General features: G+C 66.5%; 22 protein-coding genes. 10 read left to right on the forward strand and 12 right to left on the reverse strand.

Annotation, left to right across the window (positions count from 1 at the left end; genetic code table 11):
• Positions 1 to 98: 98 nt before the first annotated feature.
• The 9 genes from nth to VFY73_RS18120 all read right to left on the reverse strand — a co-directional run bounded on the left by nth (position 99) and on the right by VFY73_RS18120 (position 9,465).
• Positions 99 to 737, reverse strand: a complete 639-nt coding sequence (nth, locus tag VFY73_RS18080) for an endonuclease III (protein ID WP_329721307.1) — start codon at positions 735 to 737, stop codon at positions 99 to 101.
• Complete coding sequence (locus VFY73_RS18085; RefSeq protein ID WP_329721309.1) at positions 734 to 1,546, reverse strand: RnfABCDGE type electron transport complex subunit B; 813 nt, start codon at positions 1,544 to 1,546, stop codon at positions 734 to 736. The genes nth and VFY73_RS18085 overlap by 4 nt, the downstream gene beginning before the upstream one ends.
• Positions 1,547 to 1,877: 331 nt before the next feature.
• Complete coding sequence (locus tag VFY73_RS18090; RefSeq protein WP_329721311.1) at positions 1,878 to 2,636, reverse strand: transporter substrate-binding domain-containing protein; 759 nt, start codon at positions 2,634 to 2,636, stop codon at positions 1,878 to 1,880.
• Between the two features lie 26 nt (positions 2,637 to 2,662).
• On the reverse strand, positions 2,663 to 4,018 hold the full coding sequence (locus tag VFY73_RS18095; protein ID WP_329721313.1) for a diguanylate cyclase: 1,356 nt from the start codon (positions 4,016 to 4,018) through the stop codon (positions 2,663 to 2,665).
• A gap of 21 nt (positions 4,019 to 4,039) precedes the next feature.
• Entirely contained in the window at positions 4,040 to 4,813 is a 774-nt protein-coding gene (locus tag VFY73_RS18100) for a substrate-binding periplasmic protein (protein WP_329721315.1), read from the reverse strand.
• A 166-nt stretch (positions 4,814 to 4,979) separates the two neighbouring features.
• Positions 4,980 to 6,344, reverse strand: coding sequence for a polyhydroxyalkanoate depolymerase (locus tag VFY73_RS18105; RefSeq protein ID WP_329721317.1), 1,365 nt, complete (start codon positions 6,342 to 6,344; stop codon positions 4,980 to 4,982).
• A gap of 237 nt (positions 6,345 to 6,581) precedes the next feature.
• Positions 6,582 to 7,205 carry a MarR family transcriptional regulator gene (locus tag VFY73_RS18110; protein ID WP_329721319.1) on the reverse strand — a complete coding sequence of 208 codons (624 nt, stop codon included), beginning with the start codon at positions 7,203 to 7,205 and terminating at the stop codon, positions 6,582 to 6,584.
• A gap of 8 nt (positions 7,206 to 7,213) precedes the next feature.
• On the reverse strand, positions 7,214 to 8,461 hold the full coding sequence (locus VFY73_RS18115; RefSeq protein ID WP_329721321.1) for an MFS transporter: 1,248 nt from the start codon (positions 8,459 to 8,461) through the stop codon (positions 7,214 to 7,216).
• Positions 8,458 to 9,465, reverse strand: a complete 1,008-nt coding sequence (locus VFY73_RS18120; RefSeq protein WP_329721323.1) for a questin oxidase family protein — start codon at positions 9,463 to 9,465, stop codon at positions 8,458 to 8,460. The genes VFY73_RS18115 and VFY73_RS18120 overlap by 4 nt, the downstream gene beginning before the upstream one ends.
• A gap of 291 nt (positions 9,466 to 9,756) precedes the next feature.
• Here VFY73_RS18120 and VFY73_RS18125 point away from each other — a divergent pair, with 291 nt between their 5' ends.
• Complete coding sequence (locus VFY73_RS18125) at positions 9,757 to 11,223, forward strand: glycosyl hydrolase (RefSeq protein ID WP_329721325.1); 1,467 nt, start codon at positions 9,757 to 9,759, stop codon at positions 11,221 to 11,223.
• Positions 11,224 to 11,283: 60 nt separating this feature from the next.
• Here VFY73_RS18125 and VFY73_RS18130 read toward each other — a convergent pair whose 3' ends face one another.
• Together VFY73_RS18130 and VFY73_RS18135 are read right to left on the reverse strand one after the other, a co-directional pair.
• Positions 11,284 to 11,694, reverse strand: a complete 411-nt coding sequence (locus VFY73_RS18130) for a VOC family protein (RefSeq protein WP_329721327.1) — start codon at positions 11,692 to 11,694, stop codon at positions 11,284 to 11,286.
• Between the two features lie 121 nt (positions 11,695 to 11,815).
• Positions 11,816 to 13,012, reverse strand: coding sequence for an amino acid aminotransferase (locus VFY73_RS18135; RefSeq protein ID WP_329721329.1), 1,197 nt, complete (start codon positions 13,010 to 13,012; stop codon positions 11,816 to 11,818).
• A 149-nt stretch (positions 13,013 to 13,161) separates the two neighbouring features.
• On the opposite strand from VFY73_RS18135, the gene uvrB reads away from it, so the two are divergent.
• Entirely contained in the window at positions 13,162 to 15,279 is a 2,118-nt protein-coding gene (gene uvrB, locus VFY73_RS18140; protein ID WP_329721331.1) for an excinuclease ABC subunit UvrB, read from the forward strand.
• A gap of 7 nt (positions 15,280 to 15,286) precedes the next feature.
• On the opposite strand, the gene VFY73_RS18145 is transcribed toward uvrB, so the two are convergent.
• The gene (locus VFY73_RS18145) at positions 15,287 to 16,063 is read right to left on the reverse strand and encodes a substrate-binding periplasmic protein (RefSeq protein ID WP_329721333.1); all 777 of its coding nucleotides are present in this window, start codon (positions 16,061 to 16,063) and stop codon (positions 15,287 to 15,289) included.
• A gap of 148 nt (positions 16,064 to 16,211) precedes the next feature.
• Between VFY73_RS18145 and VFY73_RS18150 the strand changes: the two genes are divergently transcribed.
• The 8 genes from VFY73_RS18150 (at position 16,212) to hscA (ending at position 22,501) form a co-directional block, all read left to right on the forward strand.
• Positions 16,212 to 16,709, forward strand: coding sequence for a low molecular weight protein-tyrosine-phosphatase (locus VFY73_RS18150; RefSeq protein ID WP_329721335.1), 498 nt, complete (start codon positions 16,212 to 16,214; stop codon positions 16,707 to 16,709).
• Positions 16,710 to 16,949: 240 nt separating this feature from the next.
• Positions 16,950 to 17,483 carry a Fe-S cluster assembly transcriptional regulator IscR gene (gene iscR / locus VFY73_RS18155; protein WP_329721337.1) on the forward strand — a complete coding sequence of 178 codons (534 nt, stop codon included), beginning with the start codon at positions 16,950 to 16,952 and terminating at the stop codon, positions 17,481 to 17,483.
• A 28-nt stretch (positions 17,484 to 17,511) separates the two neighbouring features.
• Positions 17,512 to 18,735, forward strand: a complete 1,224-nt coding sequence (locus VFY73_RS18160; RefSeq protein ID WP_329721339.1) for an IscS subfamily cysteine desulfurase — start codon at positions 17,512 to 17,514, stop codon at positions 18,733 to 18,735.
• Between the two features lie 41 nt (positions 18,736 to 18,776).
• Positions 18,777 to 19,193 carry a Fe-S cluster assembly scaffold IscU gene (gene iscU, locus VFY73_RS18165; RefSeq protein ID WP_329721341.1) on the forward strand — a complete coding sequence of 139 codons (417 nt, stop codon included), beginning with the start codon at positions 18,777 to 18,779 and terminating at the stop codon, positions 19,191 to 19,193.
• A 4-nt stretch (positions 19,194 to 19,197) separates the two neighbouring features.
• Positions 19,198 to 19,521 (forward strand): iron-sulfur cluster assembly protein IscA, encoded by a 324-nt coding sequence (gene iscA / locus VFY73_RS18170; RefSeq protein ID WP_329721343.1) that lies wholly within the window; start codon positions 19,198 to 19,200, stop codon positions 19,519 to 19,521.
• A gap of 89 nt (positions 19,522 to 19,610) precedes the next feature.
• Positions 19,611 to 20,096, forward strand: a complete 486-nt coding sequence (locus VFY73_RS18175) for a GNAT family N-acetyltransferase (RefSeq protein WP_329721345.1) — start codon at positions 19,611 to 19,613, stop codon at positions 20,094 to 20,096.
• A 26-nt stretch (positions 20,097 to 20,122) separates the two neighbouring features.
• Complete coding sequence (gene hscB / locus VFY73_RS18180; RefSeq protein ID WP_329721347.1) at positions 20,123 to 20,641, forward strand: Fe-S protein assembly co-chaperone HscB; 519 nt, start codon at positions 20,123 to 20,125, stop codon at positions 20,639 to 20,641.
• A 3-nt stretch (positions 20,642 to 20,644) separates the two neighbouring features.
• On the forward strand, positions 20,645 to 22,501 hold the full coding sequence (hscA, locus tag VFY73_RS18185; protein WP_329721349.1) for a Fe-S protein assembly chaperone HscA: 1,857 nt from the start codon (positions 20,645 to 20,647) through the stop codon (positions 22,499 to 22,501).
• Positions 22,502 to 22,504 lie beyond the last annotated feature (3 nt).

Genomic DNA, 22,504 nt, shown 5'->3' on the forward strand with positions numbered 1-22,504 from the left:
GGGCAGGCTGATGGTGTGGCCGCTGTCGTCGACCACGCTGATCGGCTGCGCTTGGACGCCCGCAGCCAGCAGGAAGAGCAGGGCGGCGAACTGGCGCATCACACCGCGGCCGTCTTCGGCTCGAACTCGCAGTACGCCCGCACCTGGCAGGCGCCGCAGCGCGGCAGCCGTGCCTGGCAGACGTAGCGCCCGTGCAGGATCAGCCAGTGATGGGCATCGACGCGATAGGCCTCGGGCACACGCTTGAGCAACGCCTGTTCGACCGCCAGCGGGTTCTTGCCGGGTGCCAGCCCGGTGCGGTTGCTGACGCGGAAGATGTGCGTATCGACGGCCATCGTCGGCTCGCCGAATGCGACGTTCAGCACCACGTTGGCGGTCTTGCGGCCGACGCCGGGCAGCGCCTCCAGCGCTTCGCGATCGGGCGGCACCTTGCCGCCGTGCTGCTCGACCAGGATGCGGCAGGTCTCGATCAGATGGCGCGCCTTGGTGCGGTACAGGCCGATCGTCTTGATGTACGGCTCGACACCTTCTACGCCGAGCGCCAGCATCTTGGCCGGCGTGGGGGTCGCGGCGAACAGCGCCCGGCTGGCCTTGTTGACGCTGACATCCGTGGCCTGGGCCGACAGCAGCACGGCAGCCAGCAGCTCGAACACGTTGGTGAACTCCAGCTCGGTCTCGGGCTGCGGGTTGGCCGCCTTCAGTGTGGCGAAGAAGCGTTCGATCGTGGCCGGGTTCATTCTTGCGGTTCGTCGTCGCTGGGGGCGGGTGAGGGGGCCGGTGCCGCAGTACGCTGCGCACGCGCCCGCGCGAGTGCGGCCTCGATGACCGCGCGCTTGCGATCGATCACCTCGGGCTCGGTGTGCAGGGTCTGGTTCGGCAGGTCGGCCAGCTTGTGGGTGGCCTTGGCGGCCAGGCGTTCGTCGTTCTCGCGCCTGTCGCGCGCCACGCGCATCTGGCGGAAGGCGTACTGCTCGCGTGCTCGCGTCGCCTGCTCGACGCTCCACGCGGCCCAGCCGGTGAGGGCGCGAGTCGGCGAAGGGCCGCCCCCGAGTCGACTCACCTCCTCGGGGGGCGGGGCGGGCAATGCCCGGCCCTGGGGGTCCTGGTTCACGGGCTCCATCGAGATGCAGTCGACCGGGCAGGCAGGGATGCACAGCTCGCAGCCGGTGCAATCGGCCTCGACGATGGTGTGCATCTTCTTCGGCGCCCCGACGATGCAGTCGACCGGGCAGGCCTTGATGCACAAGGTGCAGCCGATGCACCAGTTCTCGTCGATCACCGCCACACCGCGTGGGCCTTCGTGGCCGTTGTCGGGGTTCAGCGCGATGAGGGGCTGACCGGTCAGCGCGGCCAGGCGGGCGATGCCTTCGGCGCCGCCTGGCGGACACTGGTTGATCGCCGCTTCGCCGACAGCGATGGCGGCGGCGTAGCCATGGCAGTCGGGATAGCTGCAGCGGGTGCACTGCGTCTGCGGCAGCGCGTCGTTGATGCGCTCGGCCAGGGCGGCCTGCGCTGGGGTCAGTTGGGTCGGCGCGGGGTGGATCACCGGCGGATTATCCCCAGCGGGTGAGCGCCGAGCGTCAGGGGGCGTTGCTGAAGGTCGCGCCATTCCACCTGCAAAGGGTTGAGCGTGGCGGGTAGCCCGGGGGTGCGTTCTCCGGCCCACGCTCGCGGGGTGACGTGCTCGGCGTGCAGCGGGCTCTCGGTCAGCACTGTTCTGCGCTTGCCGGTGTTGGGGCGACCGCGAATGGGGCCCGTGCCCGCACCCCCGAGCCACCCACCATGGAATCGTGGAGGCGTGCCTGCGCGTGGCACGCCGTCGCCCTGCCGCCACGACCATGGCATGAGAATGCCGATCAGGTCGTCGGCGCCTCAGCTCACGGCTTGGCGCGCATCAACCGCGCCACCGTACCCTCGGCCTTGATGAGGTCGAACGCGTTGCGGGTGCGGGAGACGGTGTCGTCCGGCGTGTGGCGGCTGTAGGCCATGTAGATGCCGGTGGTCATCTCGTTGAGCGTCAGCACCTTCTCCAGTGCCGCGGGATCGACATTCGCTTCCTTGCAGAAGCGGATCACGTCGTTGTCGGGCAGCGGCAGCAGATGCACCTTGCGGTCCAGCAGCATGCGCAGGCTGTCGGTGTTGCGGGCCGAGACGACGAGTTTGTCGAAGCCGCGTGATTGCAGGTACTGCTGCCGCACGTCGTCGCGCATGACGCCCACCGCGTAGGCCTTGGCGTCTTGCAGGTTGCGCACCACCACGTCGTTGCGGCCGCGCAGCTTGTACAGGTGGTACTCGATGCGCATGAACTCGCCCGCCCATTTGAACTGGGCTTCGCGAGCCTCGGTGCGGGCGATCAGGAAGATCAGCACGTTCGGTTCTTGCAGCGCCAGGTCGTAGGCGCGGGCCCAGGGGTAGAGCGCGATCTTGTAGTCGGTCAGGCCGGCGCGCTTCATCGTCGCCTCGACGATCTCGGTCGCCGGGCCGGCGACCTTCCCGTCATGCAGGTAGGTGTACGACGAGTCTTCGGTGACGATGCGGATGCCGTCGGCGCGAGCGCTGGTGCTGGCGCTCGCGCAGGTCAGGGCGATCAGCATGGCCAGCAGGAAGGTGAACGAGGCGGGGAGGCGGAACTGCATGGACACCTCAGGTGGTCGTCGGCGGGTCACTCGGAAATCTGGTCACGGCCCTGGCTCTTGGCACGGTAGAGCGCCTGGTCTGCCTGGTGCAGCAAAAGGTCGAAGTGGTCCATCGTCGCCGGGTCGAACTGCGCCAGGCCGATGCTCAGCGTGATGAAGCCGCTGACTGCCGAGTCGCGGTGCTCTATGGCCAGGGATTCGATGCGGCGGCGCAGGCGCTCGGCCGCGGTGCGGGCCTGCGCTGCGTCGATGCCAGGCAGCAGCACGGCGAATTCCTCGCCGCCGATGCGGGCCACGACCTCGCCGGCGCGGGCGAAGTTGTCTTTCAGCGCCCCGGCCACCAGCTGCAGGCAGCGATCACCCTGGGCGTGACCGTAGGCATCGTTGTAGCGCTTGAAGAAGTCGACGTCGCACATCAGCACGGTCAGCGGCTGGCTCAGGCGCTGGGCACGGCGGAATTCGATGTCCTTCAACTCGTCGAAGTGGCGGCGGTTGGCCAGGCCGGTCAGCGGGTCGGCGCGTGACTGCTCTTCGAGCCGCTTGTTGGCAGCGCGCAGTTCGGTGGTCTGTTCGTCGACCAGCTCGGCCAGTCGGTCGCGGTGGGCGGCCAGGTCACGCTCGTCCTGCTTCTGCCGTTCGAGGTAGGTGGAGAGCTTGTGCTGCAGGTCGTTGACGCCGGTTTCGAGCAGGGTGAGCTCGTCGCCACGCCGCGATTGGCGGTCCAGTCGCAGCGCGCGGCCGAGCGTCGCCGGCGTCAATTCTTCGAGATGGCGCGCGATGTAGCGCACATGCACCGTGACCGAGCTGTTGAACAGCCACATGATCAGACCGGCCAGCAACAGGGACTGCACCAGCTGGGTCAACACGATGTCCAGCACCTCGCCGCGCAGGCGATCCCGCAGCACACGTTCATCCCCGACGAGCGTCAGCTGGCCCACCACTTCGCTGGCGCCCGCGTAGGGCTCGTAGGTCAGCTCGCGGGTGATGATCGGCGTCATCGACGACACCGATTGACCCGGCCGGCGTGATTCGATCACCTCGGGGGCACGGCCGGATTGCTGGACGCGCAGCTCGACCCGACCGACCGAGGCGACTTGCGCCGCGCTGTCGAGTTGGGTGCGCAGTGCGTCACGATCCATCTCCCAGATGGCCTTGGACAATGTGCGCTGGAAGACCTGGTCGATCAACGTCAGCTCGGCGGTCATCGACGCGAGGTTGGCCTGCCAGGCCTGCCAGGTTCGCAAGGCTGCGGCCGCCATCGTGAACACGATGCCGAAGGCCAGCGTCGCGATCACCAGCCGACGGCCCAGCGAGCCGGCGCGTGGTGTCGGCGAGGTCAGGGTCGGCGGGCTGCTGAGGCCGGCTTCGAGCGGGGTGGACACGAGCTCAGGGGGCGTGAGGCTTCACAGCCACTTTTTCTTGATGGCGTCGTAGGTGCCGTTGCGGCGGATGGTTTCCAGCCCTTTTCGGAAGCGCTCGACGGTGGCGTCGGGGGTCTTCGAGCTGAAGGCCATGTTCAGGCCGTCGTCGTTGGCCAGATCGGGCAGCGACAGCACCCGCACCAGGTGGGTTTCGGGGTTGTCACCGGCCTGGCGGGTCAGGTACAGCGCGTTCAGCTCGTTCGAAATCCACAGGTCGACGCGGCCGAGCTTGAGCTTTTCGTAGTTGAACTCGTACTTGTTGCTGGACTGCAGGTTCTTGCCCAGCACGAAGCCCTTGCTGACCAGGTACTGCTCGCCGGCGTCTTCGTTGACGGTGGCGATCTGGAACTTGCGGGCGTCGTCGAGCTGCCTGATGACCAGGTTGCGGCCGGGGCGCGAATACAGGGCCCAATGCGTCGGCGCGATCACGCCGACCCATTTGAAGAGCTTTTCGCGCTGGGGCGTGCGGGTGATCGAATAGATCAGCACGTTCTCTTCGTTCAGCGCAATGTCGTAGGCCCGGGCCCAGGGCATGCTCTTGATCGGCGCCTGCACGCCGACTTCCTTCAGCACCGCCTGGACCACCTCGGTGCTCAGGCCGGTGATCTGGCCACCCTGCGTCATGTTGTAGGGCGGCAGCTCTTCGGTGACGATGCGCAGGTCGGCATTGCCGGCGTGGGCGGCCAGCGTGCACAAGGCCAGCACCGCCAGGCCAAGCTGGCGGAGGTGTCGGGCGGCGATCGAGAACGGGCGCATGCGGAGGTGACCTGATGAAGGCGCCGCTCCGTGACAGGAGAAAGCGCCACACCGGCTCGGGTGAGCCGGGCATACGTCAGGTATCGACCGCTGCGACGGGGACTTGAGTGGTCAGTCCGCGTATCGATGCAGCATCAGCGTGCACCGGTTGGCAGGAAGCCGCCGATCATCCGTTCTTGCGGGCCCGCCTGGACGTGGTCTTGGCCGCCGCCTTGCCGGCGGGCTTGCCGGCCGCCTTGGCCGCGCGGGGCTTGCGGGCCGTCGTCCCGGGCGTGGCAATGATCTCGCCAGGCTCGTTGAAACGCTGGATGAAGGCGCGCACCTCGGGGTAGACCTTCTCGCGCCAACGGCGGCCCGAGAAGATGCCGTAGTGGCCGGCACCCGCCACGTCGTAGTGGAACTGGCGCGTCTTCGGGATGCCGGTGCACAACTCGTGCGCGGCACGCGTCTGGCCGGCGCCGGAGATGTCGTCCAGCTCGCCCTCGACCGTCAGCAGCGCGCTGGTGGTGATGTCTTGCGGGCGTACGAAGGCGTCGCCGACCTGCCAGGTGCCGTTGACCAGCGCGAAGTCCTGGAACACCGTCTTGATGGTGTCCAGGTAGTACTCGGCCGGCATGTCCAGCACGGCGTTGTACTCGTCGTAGAACTGCCGATGGCCTTCGGCGCTGTCATCGTCGCCTCGGACCAGGTCCAGGAAGTAGTCGTAGTGCGAGCTGAGATGGCGGTCGGGGTTCATCGCCACGAAGCCGGTGTGCTGCAGGAAGCCGGGGTAGACCTGGCGGCCCGCGCCGGGGAAGTGCGGCGGCACGCGGTAGATGACGTTGTTCTCGAACCAGGAGTAGCTCTTGTTCATCGCCAGGTTGTTCACCGCGGTCGGCGAGCGGCGGGCGTCGATCGGGCCGCCCATCATCGTCAACGTGCGCGGCGTGAACTCGCCGGCGCTGGCCAGCAGCGAAACGGCGGCCAGCACCGGCACGGTGGGCTGGCAGACCGAGATCACGTGCACTTCAGGGCCGATATGGCGGATGAACTCCTGCACGTAGTTGACGTAGTCGTCGAGGTGGAACGGGCCGGCTTCGGTGGGCACCATGCGAGCGTCGGTCCAGTCGGTGATGTAGACCTTGTGGTGCTGCAGCAGGCTCTTGACGGTGTCGCGCAGCAGCGTGCTGTGATGGCCCGACAGCGGGGCGACGACCAGCACGGTGGGCTGGGCCTTCATGTCCATCAGCGCGGTCGGGTCGTCGGAGAAACGCTTGAAGCGGATCAGCCGGCAGAACGGCTTCTCGATCGCGACCTGTTCCTGCACGGCGACATCGACGTTGTCGACGTTCACCGTCTTGATGCCGAACTCGGGCTTTTCGTAGTCCTTGGCCAGCCGGTGCATCAGGTCGAGGCCGGCGGCCACGCGCTGCGACATCGGCAGGTGCGTGAATGGCGACAGCGGATGGCTGTAGAGCTTGGCCGAGGCGCTGGCGAACTCTGAGAACGGCGCCATCAGCGCGCGTTGGGTTTCATACAGCTGATACAGCATGGGCAAGGCTCCGATGGGGATTCAGATCAGTGTCAAACATCAGGACACATCGTGTGCTGTCAACGTTCAACCCAGGCTGACAAAACGTTTACACCGCTATTGTGCATCGCAACATCTACACTTGCCTACGTGGATACACGATCGGCATTCACCCGCATTGAACGCCTTGTGCGGGTGCAGCAAGCGCAGGAAAAGCGCGGTCCGCGCGATCCAGTTCTCGCCGAACTGCGCCCGTGATCAGCCGACCGGCCGGATGCGGTAGGCGCAGCGCCGGCCGCCGGCCAACACGTGTTCGGTGCGCCGCACCTCGACGCCGGGCCCGAGGCAACGCTGGAACAGCGCCAGCTCGGAGCGGCAGAAGCCCTGGCATTGCGTGGCCGCCGCGCAGATCGGGCAGTGGTCTTCGACCAGCAGCCAGTCATCGCCGTCGGCCTGCGCGGTGGCCATGTAGCCTTCTTCGCTGCGGGCCTGGGCAAGCGCCTGTACGCGCTCACCCAGCTCGTCGAGCCCGCCCAGGCGGCGCTGGTACGACGACTCCGACTCGGCTTCGCGCGCGGCGATCAAGGTTTCCAGCGCTTGTGGGCCGAGGTGCTCAGCGGCATGGCGCAGCAGCTGCACGGCGAGGTCGCCGTGGCGGTCCGGGAAGCGGCCGTGGCCAGCGCCGGTCAGGCACCAGATGCGGCGGGGGCGGCCCACGCCCTGCGGCTCGTCGTGAAAGCTCACCAGCCCCTGTGCGGCCAGCGCCTGCAGCTGCTTGTGCGCGCCCATCGGCGTGATGGCGCAGGCGGCGGCCAGTGTCGCGGCGGTTTGCGGGCCGCGGCTCTTGAGCTGGAACAGCAGTCGGTCGGGGGTGTTGGCCATGGGCGAGGTCAGGCGGTGGCAGCGGCGGCCGCGAGTTTGCCTTGTGTGGCCTCTCGCCGGGCCCAATGCCACAACGCCCAGGCGGCGCAGCCGGCGCACAACGCGCCCAGCGCCATCACGCCGCGGACCGTCCACAGCGACAAGACGCCGCCGGCCAGCGCGACCGCCACGTTGGCAAAGCAGAAGATCGTCGTCAGCAGCCCCATCACCCGGCCCTGGCCGTGGTGGGCGAAGCGCGACGACACCCACGCCGGCATGAAGGCGTTGTAGACCGCCAGCGGCAGGCCGAGCGCGGCGATCAGCGCCAGGCCCGGCGTGGCCGGCGCAACGACCAGCAAGGCCAGACCCGCTGCGGTGGCCAGTGCTGCCAGCGCAGTGGTGCGCAGCGGGTGATCGAGCGCGGGCAGGCGTCCGGCGAGCCAGGTGCCGACCAGCATCGCGGCGCATTGCACGGCGGTGATCCAGGCGATGCCGGTGCTGGTGAAGCCGGCCTCGGTGACACACCACAGCGGCGCATAGTCGTACAGCGCCGTCACGCCGCACATGTAGGCCATCTGCAGCAGGAACAGGCGGCGCAAGGCGGCGTCGTGGATCAGCGGTGCCAGCGTCGAGCCGGCCATCGCGCCCTTCGACTCGGCCGTCGTGGCCGTCGCAGGGGCTTGCCCCCCCGGCACACCGACCCATACCAGCCCGATGCAGCCCAGCATCGCGACGGCCGCCAGCGCGAACGGCACGGCGTCGCCCCAGCGCAGCAGGAACCCGCCGAACAACGGGCCGAGCAGCCAGCCGCCGTACTGGAACGCGTTGAGCCACGCGAAGGCCTTGACCCGGGTGGCCTCGCCGTGGTGATCGGCCAGCAGCGCCCGGGCCACGGCGATGTTGCCTTCCGTCAGGCCGGTGGCAAAACGCGCGATCACGAACAGCACGTACAGCCGCGACTCCAGCGCGCCGGCCGTCAACAGATTGGTCAGTGCGCCGACGGCCAGGGTGGTCACCAGCACACGCCGACGCCCGAGGCGATCCGACAAGGGCCCCAGCACCAGGCTGCCGAGCAGGATGCCGGCCGGGTTGGCCGCCAGCGCGACGCCCAGCAGCCACTCGGGGGGCATGCCGGCGAAGTGGGTGAAGTCATCGATCGGCCCATCGACGAAGATCGGCGCGAGGATCGGGTAGGGCATCGCCATGCCGATCGTGCACAGCAGCGTGACGGCACAGACCGCGACCAATAGGCGCACGGAAGCTCGGTCCAGGCTCATGACTGCACCTGCACGGTGGGCAGCACGCGGGCGTAGCCCGGCCAGCCGCGGTGGCGCCATTCGTCCAGTGCCGTCCAGGCGAGCTTGATGCCGTGATCGTTGGCGGCCGCGAGCAATGCGGGCAGCGCCGCTTGCCAGTCCGATTCACTGGCCGGGCCTCCGAGGTAGACAGCCAACCAGTCCGGCGCAGGCCGGCCGATGGAGATCCACGCTGCGAGCCAGGCCCGCCAGACGCCGCGCAACACGATCTGGCTCCGCGCGGCGTCGAGGCGCGCATGCGGCAAAACGAGACGCAGCGCATGGCAGCCGGTGACCAGGTGCAGCGCCGTGAAATCGCGGCTGGCGAGGTAGACCGCGAGCGAGGCTTCCGCCAGCGCGTCGAGCGTCAGTGCCGCGTCCGCGGGCGCGCGAGGTCCGCTGACCCAATCGTCGAAGCCGGGCAGGGCCGTGCTGCGACGCATGTCCTCCACGATGGTCGTGTGGTGCTGCGGGGCGCTGGCCAGCGTGGGGGCTTCGGACGCGGCTTGCAGGACATCGGCCAGCTTCTCGTTGGGGCCCCCGGTTGCCGGGGGTGGCGGGCCGAGCGCTTCGAGGCACGCTTTCCAGCCGGCCAGGGCCTGCGCGAGTTCAGCCGTGTGATCGGTGTCCAGCGCGAAGGCGAGGCGGATCAGGCCGTGAAAACCTGCGGTTTCGCTGGCAGCCAGCAAGCTGGGCAGGTGTCGCGCCAAGACGGCGGCGCGGCCGTCGCGTTCCAGCTCGCCGGCAAAATCACGGCCAAGCCGGGCGTCGTCGCTGTCGGGCGCTAGCGGCGCAAGCTTCTGGGCCATGCGCTGCAGGTGAGTCTGGAGTGCGTCGGCCGGTGCATGCAGCCGATACAGCGAGGTCAGCACCATCGGCAGATGGTTTGACAGGCGCAGGCGGCCAGCCGGGTAGGTGGCGGCATAGGCCAGGCTGGCATCCAGGGCCTGACGGAGTTCGAGGCGGGTGGTGGGTGTGGCGGGCATGGTGTCGGCTTCCGAGATGGATGAGATCATGCCCGGCCTCGGTCAATAAATAAACATTATGTTTATAAACTGGGATGCAGAGAGGGATTTGGGCCGCCATGGCAGCGCTTGCACACCTGCTGCGGCCGACCGGTAACCAGACCAGTTTCGACCACTTTTAGCGCCTCACGCGACCACAGGATTCTTCAAAACCCGAGGAAACGGGTGTGTCCACCGGTGTCCGCGCGATGGCGTCGGCGGCTTGCGGGTGTACATACCGGTCTCACATTGGTATTAAGAGGAGACGTGGACATGCTGACTCGCCGTTTCATCCTGGCGCTCGCCGCCGTCTGCCTCGGGGGCGTACTGGCCGGGCCGGTGCACGCCAAATCCATGCCGTATGGGGGCAAACCGGTGCTGGTGCCGGGCATCGTGCAGGCCGAGAACTTCGACCTCGGGGGCGACAACGTCGGTTATCACACCCTCGACAACATCAACCACCTCGGCCAGTACCGCCTGGCCGAAGGCGTCAGCCTCGAAAAGAGCACCGACACCGGCGGTGGCTACAACGTCGGCTGGGCACGCGCCGGTGATTGGCTCAACTACACGATCAAGGTGGAGAAGGCCGGCAACTACACGATCCACACCCGGGTGGCTTGCCTGGGGCGCGGCGGCAGTTTTCACTACAAACTCAACTTCGTCGACGCCACACCGCAGCAGACCATTCCCGACACGGGGGGCTGGCAGAACTGGGTCACGTTGACGACGACGATCCACCTGCCGGTGGGCCGTCATGTGTTGCAACTGCATGAAGACACGCCGGGGGCCGGCTTCAACGGCGACGTCGGCAACTTCAACTGGATCAAGATCAAGAAGGGCGGCGCATCCGGCGGCCGCCAGAAGATCCTGAACTTCCTGAACAACACATCCGGCGTGGCCACCGTGGTGGGCATGCACAACAAGTACTCGAACACGCCGCACAGCTACACCGATGAGAACGATGCAATCGCCGGACGGCCATCCGGCCTGTGGGGTGGCGATTTCCTGTTCGGGGATCAGGTGCAGCACCGCTGGACGATGATCGGGGAGGCCAAGGCGCAGTACGCCAAGGGGGCGCTGGTCGCGCTGACCTACCACGCGTGTTCGCCCAAGCGGGACGAAAGCTGCACCTTCGATGACCTGAAGGTCGACAAGCTGACCGACGAGGAATTTCGCCAACTGACGACGCCTGGCCACTGGCTCTACGACCAATGGATCGGCCGGCTCGAGACACTGTCCCCGTTCTTCCAGGACCTGAAGGACCACGGTGTGGCGGTGATCTTCCGCCCCTTGCACGAGATGAACCAGTGCATGTTCTGGTGGGCCTGCCACCAGGGGCCGAACGGCAGTGCACGGCTCTACCAGATCACCCACGACTACCTGGTCCACACCAAGGGCTTCACCAACATCGTCTGGGCCTGGAACGTGCAGGACTTCGACGACATGCCCAACGACCTGTACCGGTACGACCCTGGCGCGGACTACTACGACGTGGTCACGCTGGACATCTACGGCTGGTACCGGCAGGACTTCTACGACGCGATGGTCAACTTCGCCAAGGGCAAGCCGGTCGCCATCGGCGAGGTGCAATACATGCCCACGGCCGACCTGCTGCGCCAGCAGCCGAAGTGGACGTGGGTGATGCAGTGGTCGGATTTCATCTACGACAACGACCACATGATTCGCGACCTCTACGCGGCTCCGAACGTGACCACGCTGGACGAAATGCCGGGCTGGTGAGCGCCGCGCGCCGGGGCCTGCTTCAAGCAGGCTCGCTGCATGCGGAGAGCCGAGCCCGTCTCAGCCGGGCTCGGCGTTGTGCCAACCGGCGTTCTGCAGCACCACGCGGTAGCCGTCGGGGTCGACGAACGTGCGGCCCCGTTCGTCCCAGTACGGGTTGAACGAGGGGACGGGCAAGAACCCGACGGCCTGCATGCGTTCGCAGGCCATCCGCCATTCGGCCGCGTCCGGCAGGTAAAGCACCACCAGGTCCTCGGGGGTCGGGGTGGGTGGTACCGGGTGGTTGCGGGAGCAGGTGAACTCGAAGTGATGGCCGGCGCCAGGCTGGCCCAGCATCACGCCGTCGAAGCCTTCATGGTCCTCGAAGCTGCCCAGCACGTTCAAGCCCAGTCCGTCGCGGTAGAGCGCGACGCTGCGGGCCAGGTGGGTGACGGGGCGGGCGAGACGAAGGTGCGGGAGGTGCGAGGACATGGCGGCATCGTGTGAGGCACAGAGGCGCCAATCATGCCGCGTCACCGGCAATTTGAAAACAATATGTTTATAAACAAAGCCGGAAAAAGGGCCTTGATGGCCCTTTGCAGTCGCGTCACGTTCAGATGACCTTGGCGATGCACTCGGCGACGTAGCCAATGTTCTTGTCGTTCAGCGCGGCCACGCAGATGCGGCCCGAGTCGACGCCGTAGACGCCGAACTCGCTGCGCAGGCGTTCCATCTGCGGCTTGGTCAGGCCCGAATAGCTGAACATGCCGCGCTGCGTGGTGATGAACGAGACGTCCTGCTTGACGCCGGCAGCCTTGAGTTTCTCGACCAGCGCGCCGCGCATCGACTTGATGCGGTTGCGCATGCCGGCCAGCTCGTCTTCCCACTGCTTGCGCAGCGCGGGGGTGGTCAGCACGGTGGCGACGACCTGCGCGCCGTGCGTAGGCGGGTTCGAGTAGTTGGTGCGGATGACGATCTTCAGTTGCGACAGCACGCGCGAGGCTTCTTCCTTGCTCTCGCAGACCACCGACAGCGCGCCGACGCGCTCGCCATAGAGCGAGAAGCTCTTCGAGAACGAGGTCGAGACGAAGAAGTCGATGCCCGACTGCACGAAGCGACCGATGACGGCACCGTCTTCGGCAATGCCGTCGCCGAAGCCCTGGTAGGCCATGTCGAGGAAGGGAACCAGCTTGCGGGCCTTGACCGTTTCGATCACGGCGTCCCATTGGGCTTCGCTGATGTCATAGCCGGTCGGGTTGTGGCAGCAGGCGTGCAGCACGACGATGGTGCCGGCGGCGGCACTGTTCAGCGCGGCCAGCATGCCTTCGAAGTTGACGCCAAGCTTCGCAGCGTCATAGTACGGGTAGCTCTCGACCGTGAAGCCGGCGTTGGTGAACAGCGCGCGGTGGTTCTCCCAGCTCGGGTCGCTGATCAGCACCTTCGCGCCCGGATTGACCTTCTTCAGGAAATCGGCGCCGACCTTCAGGCTGCCGGTGCCGCCCAACGCCTGCACCGTGGCCACGCGGCCGGCGGCGACCAGCGGGCTGCCTTCGCCGAAGACCAGGCCCTGCACGGCCTTGTCGTAGGCGGCGATGCCGTCGATCGGCAGGTAGCCGCGGGCGCTAGCGGCTTCGGCCATCTGCGCTTCGGCGGCCTTCACGCAGGCCAGCAGCGGCAGCTTGCCGTTTTCGTCGGTGTACACGCCGACGCCGAGGTTGACCTTGGCGGGGTTGGGGTCGGCATTGAACTGTTCGTTCAGGCCCAGGATCGGATCACGGGGGGCCATTTCGACGGCGGCAAACAAGGACATCGCAAAACTTCCTGAAAGGACGGTGTCAGTAGGGTGCGCAGCTTGCTCCGGCAGAAGCCCCGCGGCTGCGCTACGCTGCAAGGTTCGGCGCGTTGAGGCAAGGCCCTTGCAGCGGCGCCGATTTTAATGGTTGATTCAGGGATAACCCCATGCCGGAAATTTCTGAGGTGATGCCGCAAACCGAGGGTCACGACATACCCGAAGGCGAGTTCATCGACTTTCCAGATTCGCCTTTTCAGCTCTTCCAGCCGTATCCGCCCGCTGGCGACCAGCCGACCGCCATCAACCAGCTCGTCGAAGGCGTCAACGACGGCTTGGCTTACCAGACGCTTTTGGGCGTAACGGGTTCGGGCAAGACCTTCACGATGGCCAACGTGATCGCGCGGCTGGGCCGGCCGGCGATCGTCTTCGCGCCGAACAAGACGCTGGCGGCGCAGCTGTATGCCGAGTTCCGCGAGTTCTTCCCGAAGAACGCGGTCGAGTATTTCGTCAGCTATTACGACTACTACCAGCCCGAGGCCTATGTGCCGCAGCGCGACCTGTTCATCGAGAAGGACTCGTCGATCAACGAGCACATCGAGCAGATGCGCTTGAGCGCTACGAAGAGCGTGCTGGAGCGGCGCGACACCATCATCGTGGCCTCGGTCAGCGCGATCTACGGCATCGGCAAGCCCGAGGACTACACGCAGATGCGCTTCATCGTGCGGGTGGGCGACAAGATCGGCCAGCGTGACGTGATCGCGCAGCTGATCCGCATGCAGTACACCCGAAACGAGACTGATTTTTCGCGCGGCACGTTCCGCGTGCGCGGCGACACGATCGACATCTTCCCGGCCGAGCACTCCGAGCTCGCGGTGCGCATCGAGCTGTTCGACGACGAGGTGGAGGCGCTCAGCCTGATGGACCCGCTGACCGGGCGCATCCGGCAGAAGGTGCCCCGCTTCACGATCTACCCATCGAGCCACTACGTGACGCCGCGTGACCGCGTGCTGGCGGCGATCGACACGATCAAGGCCGAACTGCGCGAGCGGCTCGATTTTTTCATCAAGGAAGGCAAGCTGGTCGAGGCGCAGCGGCTGGAGCAGCGCACCCGTTTCGACCTCGAAATGCTGCAGGAGGTGGGCCACTGCAAGGGCATCGAGAACTACACGCGGCATTTGTCTGGCGCAGCGCCGGGGGATCCGCCGCCGACGATGGTCGACTACCTGCCGAAGGACGCGCTGATGTTCCTGGACGAAAGCCACGTGCTGATCGGCCAGTTCGGCGGCATGTTCAACGGCGACCGGGCGCGCAAGAGCGTGCTGGTCGACTATGGCTTCCGCCTGCCGAGCGCGCTGGACAACCGGCCGCTGAAGTTCGACGAGTTCGAGGGCAAGATGCGCCAGGCGATCTTCGTCTCGGCGACGCCCGCGGCCTACGAGCAGCAGCATGCCGGCCAGGTGGTCGAGCAATTGGTGCGGCCGACCGGCCTGGTCGACCCGATCGTCGAAGTGCGGCCTGCGACGCACCAGGTCGACGACGTGCTGCAGGAGATCCGCACCACCGTCGAGGCTGGCGAGCGTGTGTTGATCACCACGCTGACCAAGCGCATGGCCGAGCAACTGACCGACTACTTGAGCGACAACGGCGTCAAGGTGCGCTACCTGCACTCGGACATCGACACGGTCGAGCGGGTCGAGATCCTGCGCGACCTGCGGCTGGGCACCTTCGACGTGCTGGTCGGCATCAACCTGCTGCGCGAGGGCTTGGACATCCCCGAGGTGTCGCTGGTGGCGATCCTGGACGCCGACAAGGAAGGCTTCCTGCGTGCCGAGCGCAGCCTGGTGCAGACGATTGGCCGCGCGGCGCGCAACGTCAACGGTCGCGCGATCCTCTACGCCGACAAGATCACCGAATCGATGCGCAAGGCGATGGACGAGACCGAGCGCCGACGCAACAAGCAGATCGCCTTCAACGCCGAAATGGGCATCGTGCCGCGAGGCATCCGCAAGCACGTGAAGGAGCTGATCGACGGTGTCGTGGCCGAGAAGTCCGGCAAGGACGACCTGCGCTTGGCGCAGCAGGCCGCCGAGGTCGAGGCCTTGAGCGAGAAGGACCTGGGCAAGCGCATCAAGGCGCTGGAGAAGCAGATGCTCGAGTTCGCGAAAAACCTGGAGTTCGAGAAGGCTGCACGCGTGCGCGACCAGCTGGCGCTGCTGCGCGAGCAGGCCTTCGGCGCCGGCGGCGCGCACGACTCCAACGTGGTGCCGCTGGTCAGCGGACGCTAGGGGGGCGTCAGCGGGCGAGCTGCGGGCAGCCGCGTGCCCAGCCCTTGCAGCCGGGCAGGTACCGCTCGAGCAGGCGCTGTGGCTGGCCCTTGTCCCTGACCTCGGCAAAGGCTTTGCGCACCGCTGCCACCAGGGCCGGATCGGCGCCTTTGCCGAAAGCGAAGTAGTAGCCGCCGTTGTCGACCAGCATCACCGTGCGTTCGACCTCGACCCCGGACAGACCATGCAGCTTCATGCGCCAGGCGATGCCGATCTCGTTGGCGATGACCAGGTCGACCCGCCCGGCCAGCAACAGGCGGATCGTCGTGTCGCCATCGCTGACCAGCTGGAGCAGGTCGCGGTCGACGATGTCGAGCTTGAGCATCAGGTCGGTTTGGGCGTCGCCACGCACGGTGGCGACGCGGTACTTGCGAACATCCCTCAGGTTGGCGAGCCGGATGTCGGTGCGACTGCTGAGCTTGTAGAAAAAGCCCTGGTGCAGCGCGAACGGGCCGATCCATTCAAACTGCGCCTCCCGCTCGGGCGTGCGCGAGATCGTGTAGATCAGCGTGTTCGGTTCCTGCTTCACGGTCAGCAGGGCGCGGGGCCAGGGCAGGAGCCGGATGTGATGGTCCAGCCCGGCTTGTTGCAGCACTTCGAGCAGGATGTCGGTGGCAAAGCCCGAAGGGGTGTCGCCTTCGAGCATGTTGAAGGGCGGGGCGTCGGTCGTGACAACCTCGACGCGCGTGGCCTGTACAGGGCCGCACAACACCAGGAACAGCAGACAGGCGAGTGTGCGCATCATTCGTGAACAGCAGGGCCCCTGACGCGATGCCTGGGCCACGGGAGTTTAGGGCGACCGAGCCGGTCGACAATGGCTGGGTGGGCCCGCATCCCTTGAATCGCAGAAGATGGCGGGCAACCCGGATGGACGTCGATCAGGAGCGCAGTGCATGACGCCCGCCAAGCCGATCCACGTGGTGATGGTTTGCACCGGCAACATTTGCCGGTCGCCCACGGCTGAAGCGGTGCTGCGCGCGCTCGCTGACCAACGTGGTCTTGGCGACAGGCTGGTCATCGACTCGGCTGGCATCGAGGCCTATCACATCGGTGCGCCACCTGACACCCGCTCGCAAGATCACGCCCGCAGACGAGGCTATGAACTGGGCGCATTGCGGGCGCGCCAGGTCGGTGTGGGAGATTTCGACGGCAGCGTCGACTGGCTGCTGGCGATGGACCGCTGGCACTTGGCCGCGCTCAAGCGCCGCTGCCCACCGGCCCGCCACGGCTCGCTTCGGCTGTTGATGGACTTCTCGGGCAAGCCGGGAATCGAGGTCCCGGACCCCTACTACGGCGGCCCGGCAGACTTCGAACGGGTGCTGGACCTCGTCGAGAGCGGTTGCAAAGGTTTGCTTGAGGCCTTGTTCAAGCAACAAGCCGGCCCCATTTGAGCCTTTCGGGCAGCTTCATGCTGTCAACGCCGCCAACACTGTGTTTACGCGACGGCGCTCAATCGAATCTCGACAAAAACCCTAGGCCTCGGCTATAATTGAGCAAAACAGTCGGACTCTGCCGCGGGTAAACCCGGACTGTCCGTTACGGTTCCAACCCATTTGGCCAATTTGGCCGCAAAGAGCTTCGAGGTCGTCGCGCGAGGGTGGCGATTGAGGAGCTCTCAGCAGGAGAACCCTATGCGATTGACCACCAAGGGCCGCTTTGCGGTCACCGCCATGATTGATCTGGCGCTGCGCTCGAACAACGGGCCCGTGGCGCTGGCGGCGATCAGCCAGCGTCAGCAAATTTCCCTCTCCTACCTGGAGCAGCTGTTTGGCAAGCTGCGCCGGCACGAGCTGGTGGAAAGCACCCGCGGCCCCGGCGGCGGCTACTCGCTCGGCCGCAAGGCCGAGGAAATCAGCGTTGCCGACATCATCGTCGCCGTCGATGAGCCGATCGACGCGACCGGCTGCGCCGGCAAAGAGAATTGCATGGGCGACGACGCCGGTCGCTGCATGACGCACGAGCTGTGGGCCAGTCTGAACACCAAGATGATCGAATTCCTCGACTCGATCACCTTGCGCAAGCTGGTCGACGATCAACTCGCCAAGGGCGTGTCGATCGAAGAGGCGCCGATCAAGCGCGCGATCTCGAGCCAGCCTGTCGTCAAGCCGATCAAGATCACTGCACCGAACTCGGTGTTTGCGCTCGGGAATGCGTTCTCGAAGTAAGCAGTAAGGAAACCCAGAAGCCGTTGCCATGGACATGACCCCGCATTTCCCGATCTACATGGACTACGGCGCCACCACGCCGGTCGACAACCGCGTGGTGGACGCGATGGTGCCTTGGTTGCGCGAGCACTTCGGCAACCCGGCGTCTCGCAGCCACGCATGGGGCTGGGAAGCGGAAGAAGCCGTGGAAAAGGCCCGCGGCGAGGTGGCGGCGCTGATTGGCGCCGACCCGCGCGAGATCGTCTGGACCTCCGGTGCGACCGAGTCCAACAACCTGGCGATCAAGGGCGCCGCGCATTTCTACGCCCAGACCAAGGGCAAGCACATCATCACCGTGAAGACCGAGCACAAGGCCGTGCTCGACACGGTGCGTGAGCTCGAGCGCCAGGGCTTCGAGGCGACTTACCTCGATGTCCAGCCCGACGGCCTGGTCGATTTCGAAGCCTTCAAGGCTGCGATCCGGCCGGACACGGTGCTGGCCTCGGTGATGTTCGTCAACAACGAGATCGGCGTCATCCAGGACGTGGTGGCGCTCGGTAAGCTGTGCCGCGAAAAGGGCGTGATCTTCCATGTCGACGCGGCGCAAGCCACCGGCAAGGTCGAGATCGACATGACCAAGCTGCCGATCGACCTGATGAGTCTGGCCTCGCACAAGTCCTACGGCCCGAAAGGCATCGGCGCGCTGTACGTGCGTCGCAAGCCGCGTGTGCGCCTCGAAGCGCAAATGCACGGTGGCGGCCACGAGCGGGGGCTGCGCTCGGGCACGCTGCCCACGCACCAGATCGTCGGCATGGGCGAGGCCTTCCGCATCGCCCGCGAAGAGATGGCTGCCGAGCTGCCCCGCATCCGTGCGCTGCATCAGCGCCTGATCGACGGCCTGTCGGGCATCGAGCAGACGTTCATCAACGGCCACCTCGAACAGCGGGTGCCGCACAACCTGAACATCTCGTTCAACTATGTGGAAGGCGAATCGCTGATCATGGGCGTGAAGGGCATCGCGGTGTCCTCCGGCTCGGCCTGCACGTCAGCCAGCCTGGAGCCCAGCTACGTGCTGCGCGCACTGGGCCGCAGCGACGAGCTGGCGCATTCGAGCCTGCGCATCACGATTGGCCGCTTCACGACCGAAGAAGAGATCGACTACGCCGTGTCGACGCTGAAAGAGCGCGTCGCCAAGCTGCGCGAGCTGTCCCCGCTGTGGGACATGTACCGCGACGGCGTGGACATCTCAGCCATTCAATGGGCCGCGCATTGAGGGAAAGCGCGCCCCGCGACTAATGATCCAGGAGTACCACGATGTCTTACAGCCAAAAGGTCATTGACCACTACGAAAACCCCCGCAACGTTGGCAACTTCGACAAGGGCGACGAAACGGTTGGCACCGGCATGGTCGGCGCGCCGGCCTGCGGTGACGTGATGAAGCTGCAGATCAAGGTCAACCCGACCACGGGTCTGATCGAAGACGCGCGCTTCAAGACCTACGGTTGCGGCTCGGCCATCGCGTCGAGTTCGCTGGTCACCGAATGGGTCAAGGGCAAGACGCTGGATCAGGCGTTGACGATCAAGAACACGCACATCGCCGAAGAGCTGGCGCTGCCGCCGGTGAAGATCCACTGCTCGATCCTGGCCGAAGACGCGATCAAGGCGGCGGTGGACGACTACCGCTCGCGCCACGAGGAAGCTGCAGCGGCCGTCAGCGAACAGGCGAGCTGAGCCGATGGCGGTCACCCTGACTGAAGCGGCGGCCCGTCACGTCACGCGCTACCTGAGCCGCCGCGGCAAAGGTGTGGGCGTACGCCTGGGCGTGAAGACGACTGGTTGCTCCGGCCTGGCCTACAAGCTGGAGTATGCCGACGACGTGGCGCCCGAAGACGTGGTCTTCGAAGGCCATGGCGTGAAGGTGCTGGTCGATCCGAAGAGCCTGCCCTACATCGACGGCACCGAGCTCGACTTCGTGCGCGAAGGCCTCAACGAAGGCTTCAAGTTCCACAACCCGCGCGAGAAAGACCGCTGCGGGTGTGGTGAGTCGTTCCGCGTCTGAGCGGAGTTGCGTAGCGCTTCGTCGACAATGGCCCCCACTGACCGGGCGCGGTGCTGAACAGGCCGCGCCTTTTTCATGTTCCGAACATCATGTCTTTCGGCGACATCCTGATCCGCCCCGAGCGGCCCGACCATCCGCAGGTGGTGGCGATGCTGGCCGAGCTTGACGCCTATCTGGCCGCGCTCTACGACCCTGAGGACAACCACATCCTCGACGTGCAGGCATTGCTGGCGCCCGAGATCGACTTCCTCGTCGCCGAGGGGCAGGGCGTGTTGGTCGGCTGCGGCGCCACCCGCCGCATGCCGGGCGAGCCTGACACGGCCGACCAGCGCTACGGTGAGATCAAGCGCATGTTCGTGCACCCCGCAGCGCGCGGCCAGCGCATCGCGCAGCGCTTGCTGGGGCAGTTGGAAGAGCGGTTGAAGGGCGATGGCGTGTCGCTGGCTTTGCTCGAGACAGGTCGTGATCAGCTGGAGGCCGTGCGCCTGTACGAGCGTAGCGGCTATGTGCCGCGAGGCGCCTTTGGCGGCTACCCTGACAACGGCCTGTCGTTGTTTTACGAGAAGCGCCTGTGAACGCCACAGAATCAACCCGGCCGGCCATGAAGCTCGACGACGACGACTTCACGCTGTTCGGTTTGCCGCAGCGTTTCACGCTCGACCGCGCGGAAATCGACCAGCGCTGGCGCTCCCTGCAAGCCCAGGTCCACCCCGATCGCTTCAGTGCCGAAGGTGCTGCGTCCCAACGCCTGGCCATGCAATGGGCCGTGCGCGTGAACCAGGCGCACCAGCGGCTGAAAGATCCGCTGGCCCGTGCCGCCTATCTGTGCGAGTTGCGTGGGGCGCCGATCAACGCCGAGCGCAATACCGCGATGCCGGCGAGCTTCCTGGCCCAGCAGATGCACTGGCGCGAAGCGCTCGACGAGGCAGAAGACGAGCCGGCCATCCAGGCGCTGGACGACACCGTGGCCGCGCGCGAAACCGAACTGCTGGATGACGTCGCCCGCGCGCTGGATGAGCGCCACGACGCGGCGGCGGCTGCCGACAAGGTGCGCGCGCTGATGTTCGTCCATCGCTTTCGCGCCGACGTGAGTCGCCGGCTCGAACAATTCGATCTTTGAACCATGGCATTGCTGCAGATTTCCGAACCCGGCCAGTCGCCAGACCCGCACCAGCGGCGCATCGCGGTCGGCATCGACCTGGGCACCACCAATTCGCTGGTCGCGGCCGTGCGCCACGGCGTGGTCGAGTGCTTGCCCGATGCGCACGGTCGCACGATGCTGCCGTCCATCGTTCGCTACCTCGAGGGCGGTAAGCGCCAGATCGGCCATGATGCCGCGGCGGCGCAGGCAGACGACCCCGAGCACACCATCGTCTCCGTCAAGCGATTGATGGGCCGCGGCCTGGCCGATGTGACCGGTCGCGCCAAGCTGCCGTACCGTTTCGTCGACCACCCGGGTATGGTGGCGATCGACACCCGCCAGGGTGTGAAGACGCCGGTCGAGGTGTCGGCCGAGATCCTGGCCACGCTGCGCCAGCGCGCCGAAGACAGCTTCGACGACGACCTGTTCGGCGCCGTGATCACCGTGCCGGCCTACTTCGACGACGCACAGCGCCAGGCCACCAAGGACGCGGCGCAACTGGCCGGCATCAACGTGCTGCGCCTGATCAACGAGCCGACCGCGGCGGCAGTGGCCTACGGGCTGGAAAACGGCAGCGAGGGGCTGTACGCGGTCTACGACCTCGGCGGCGGCACCTTCGACATCTCGCTGCTGCGCCTGCAGCGCGGCGTGTTCGAGGTGGTGGCGACCGGCGGCGACGCAGCGCTCGGTGGTGACGATTTCGACCATGCGTTGGCCGACTGGGTGGCGGCGCAAGCGGCCGTGGAGCCGCAAACGCCGCACGAACAGCGGGCCTTGCTGGTCGCTGCACGGGCCACCAAGGAAGCGCTGACCGACGCGCCGCAGGCGACGCTGCACTGCACCGTGGCCGGCCGCGCGCTGGCCCAGGTCGTGACGCGCGAGCAGTTCGATGCGGCAACGCAAGGGCTGCTGCAGCGCACGCTGGTGGCGGTTCGAAAGGTGCTGCGCGACGCGAAGGTCAAGAAGGATGACGTGAAGGGTGTCGTGCTGGTCGGCGGTTCGACCCGCATGCCGTCGGTGCGTCGTGCAGTTGGCGAGTTGTTCGGCCACGAACCGCTGATCAACCTGAATCCCGACGAGGTCGTGGCGATCGGCGCCGCCGTCCAGGCGAACGCGCTGGCGGGCAACGCCAAAGACGGCGAGTTGCTGCTGCTGGACGTGATCCCGCTGTCACTCGGCCTGGAGACGATGGGTGGCCTGGTCGAGCGGGTGATCGAGCGCAACGCGACGATCCCGGTCGCGAAGGCACAAGACTTCACCACCTTCAAGGACGGCCAGACCGCGATGGCCATCCACGTGCTGCAAGGCGAGCGCGAGTTGGTGAGCGACTGCCGCTCGCTGGCGCGCTTCGAGCTGCGGGGCATTCCGCCGATGGTCGCGGGCGCGGCGCGCATCCGCGTCAGCTTCCAGGTCGACGCCGACGGCCTGCTGAGCGTGAGCGCCCGCGAGCTGATCTCGGGTGTTGAGGCGGCCGTGCAGGTCAAGCCCAGCTATGGCTTGGCCGACGACGACATCGCCCGCATGCTGAAGGAAAGTTTCTCCAGCGCCGAGGCCGACATGCAGGCGCGAGCGCTGCGCGAAGCCCGTGTCGAAGCCGAGCGCATGGACCTGGCGACGCAAGCGGCGCTGGCCGCCGATGGTGACCTGCTGGACGACGCCGAACGCAGGCAGATCGCGGCATTGCTGGAGCGCGTGCGCGAAGCCGCCAAGGGCAGCGAGCCCGATGCCATCACCCAGGCCGTCGAGGCGCTCGCCGACGGTACCGAACCTTTTGCCGCGGCGCGCATGAACCGCGGTATTCGCACCGCGCTCACCGGGCGCGGGCTGGACGAGATCTGACCG

Origin of the sequence: Ideonella sp. (assembly GCF_036277275.1) — a bacterium.
Lineage (GTDB): Bacteria > Pseudomonadota > Gammaproteobacteria > Burkholderiales > Burkholderiaceae_C > Ideonella.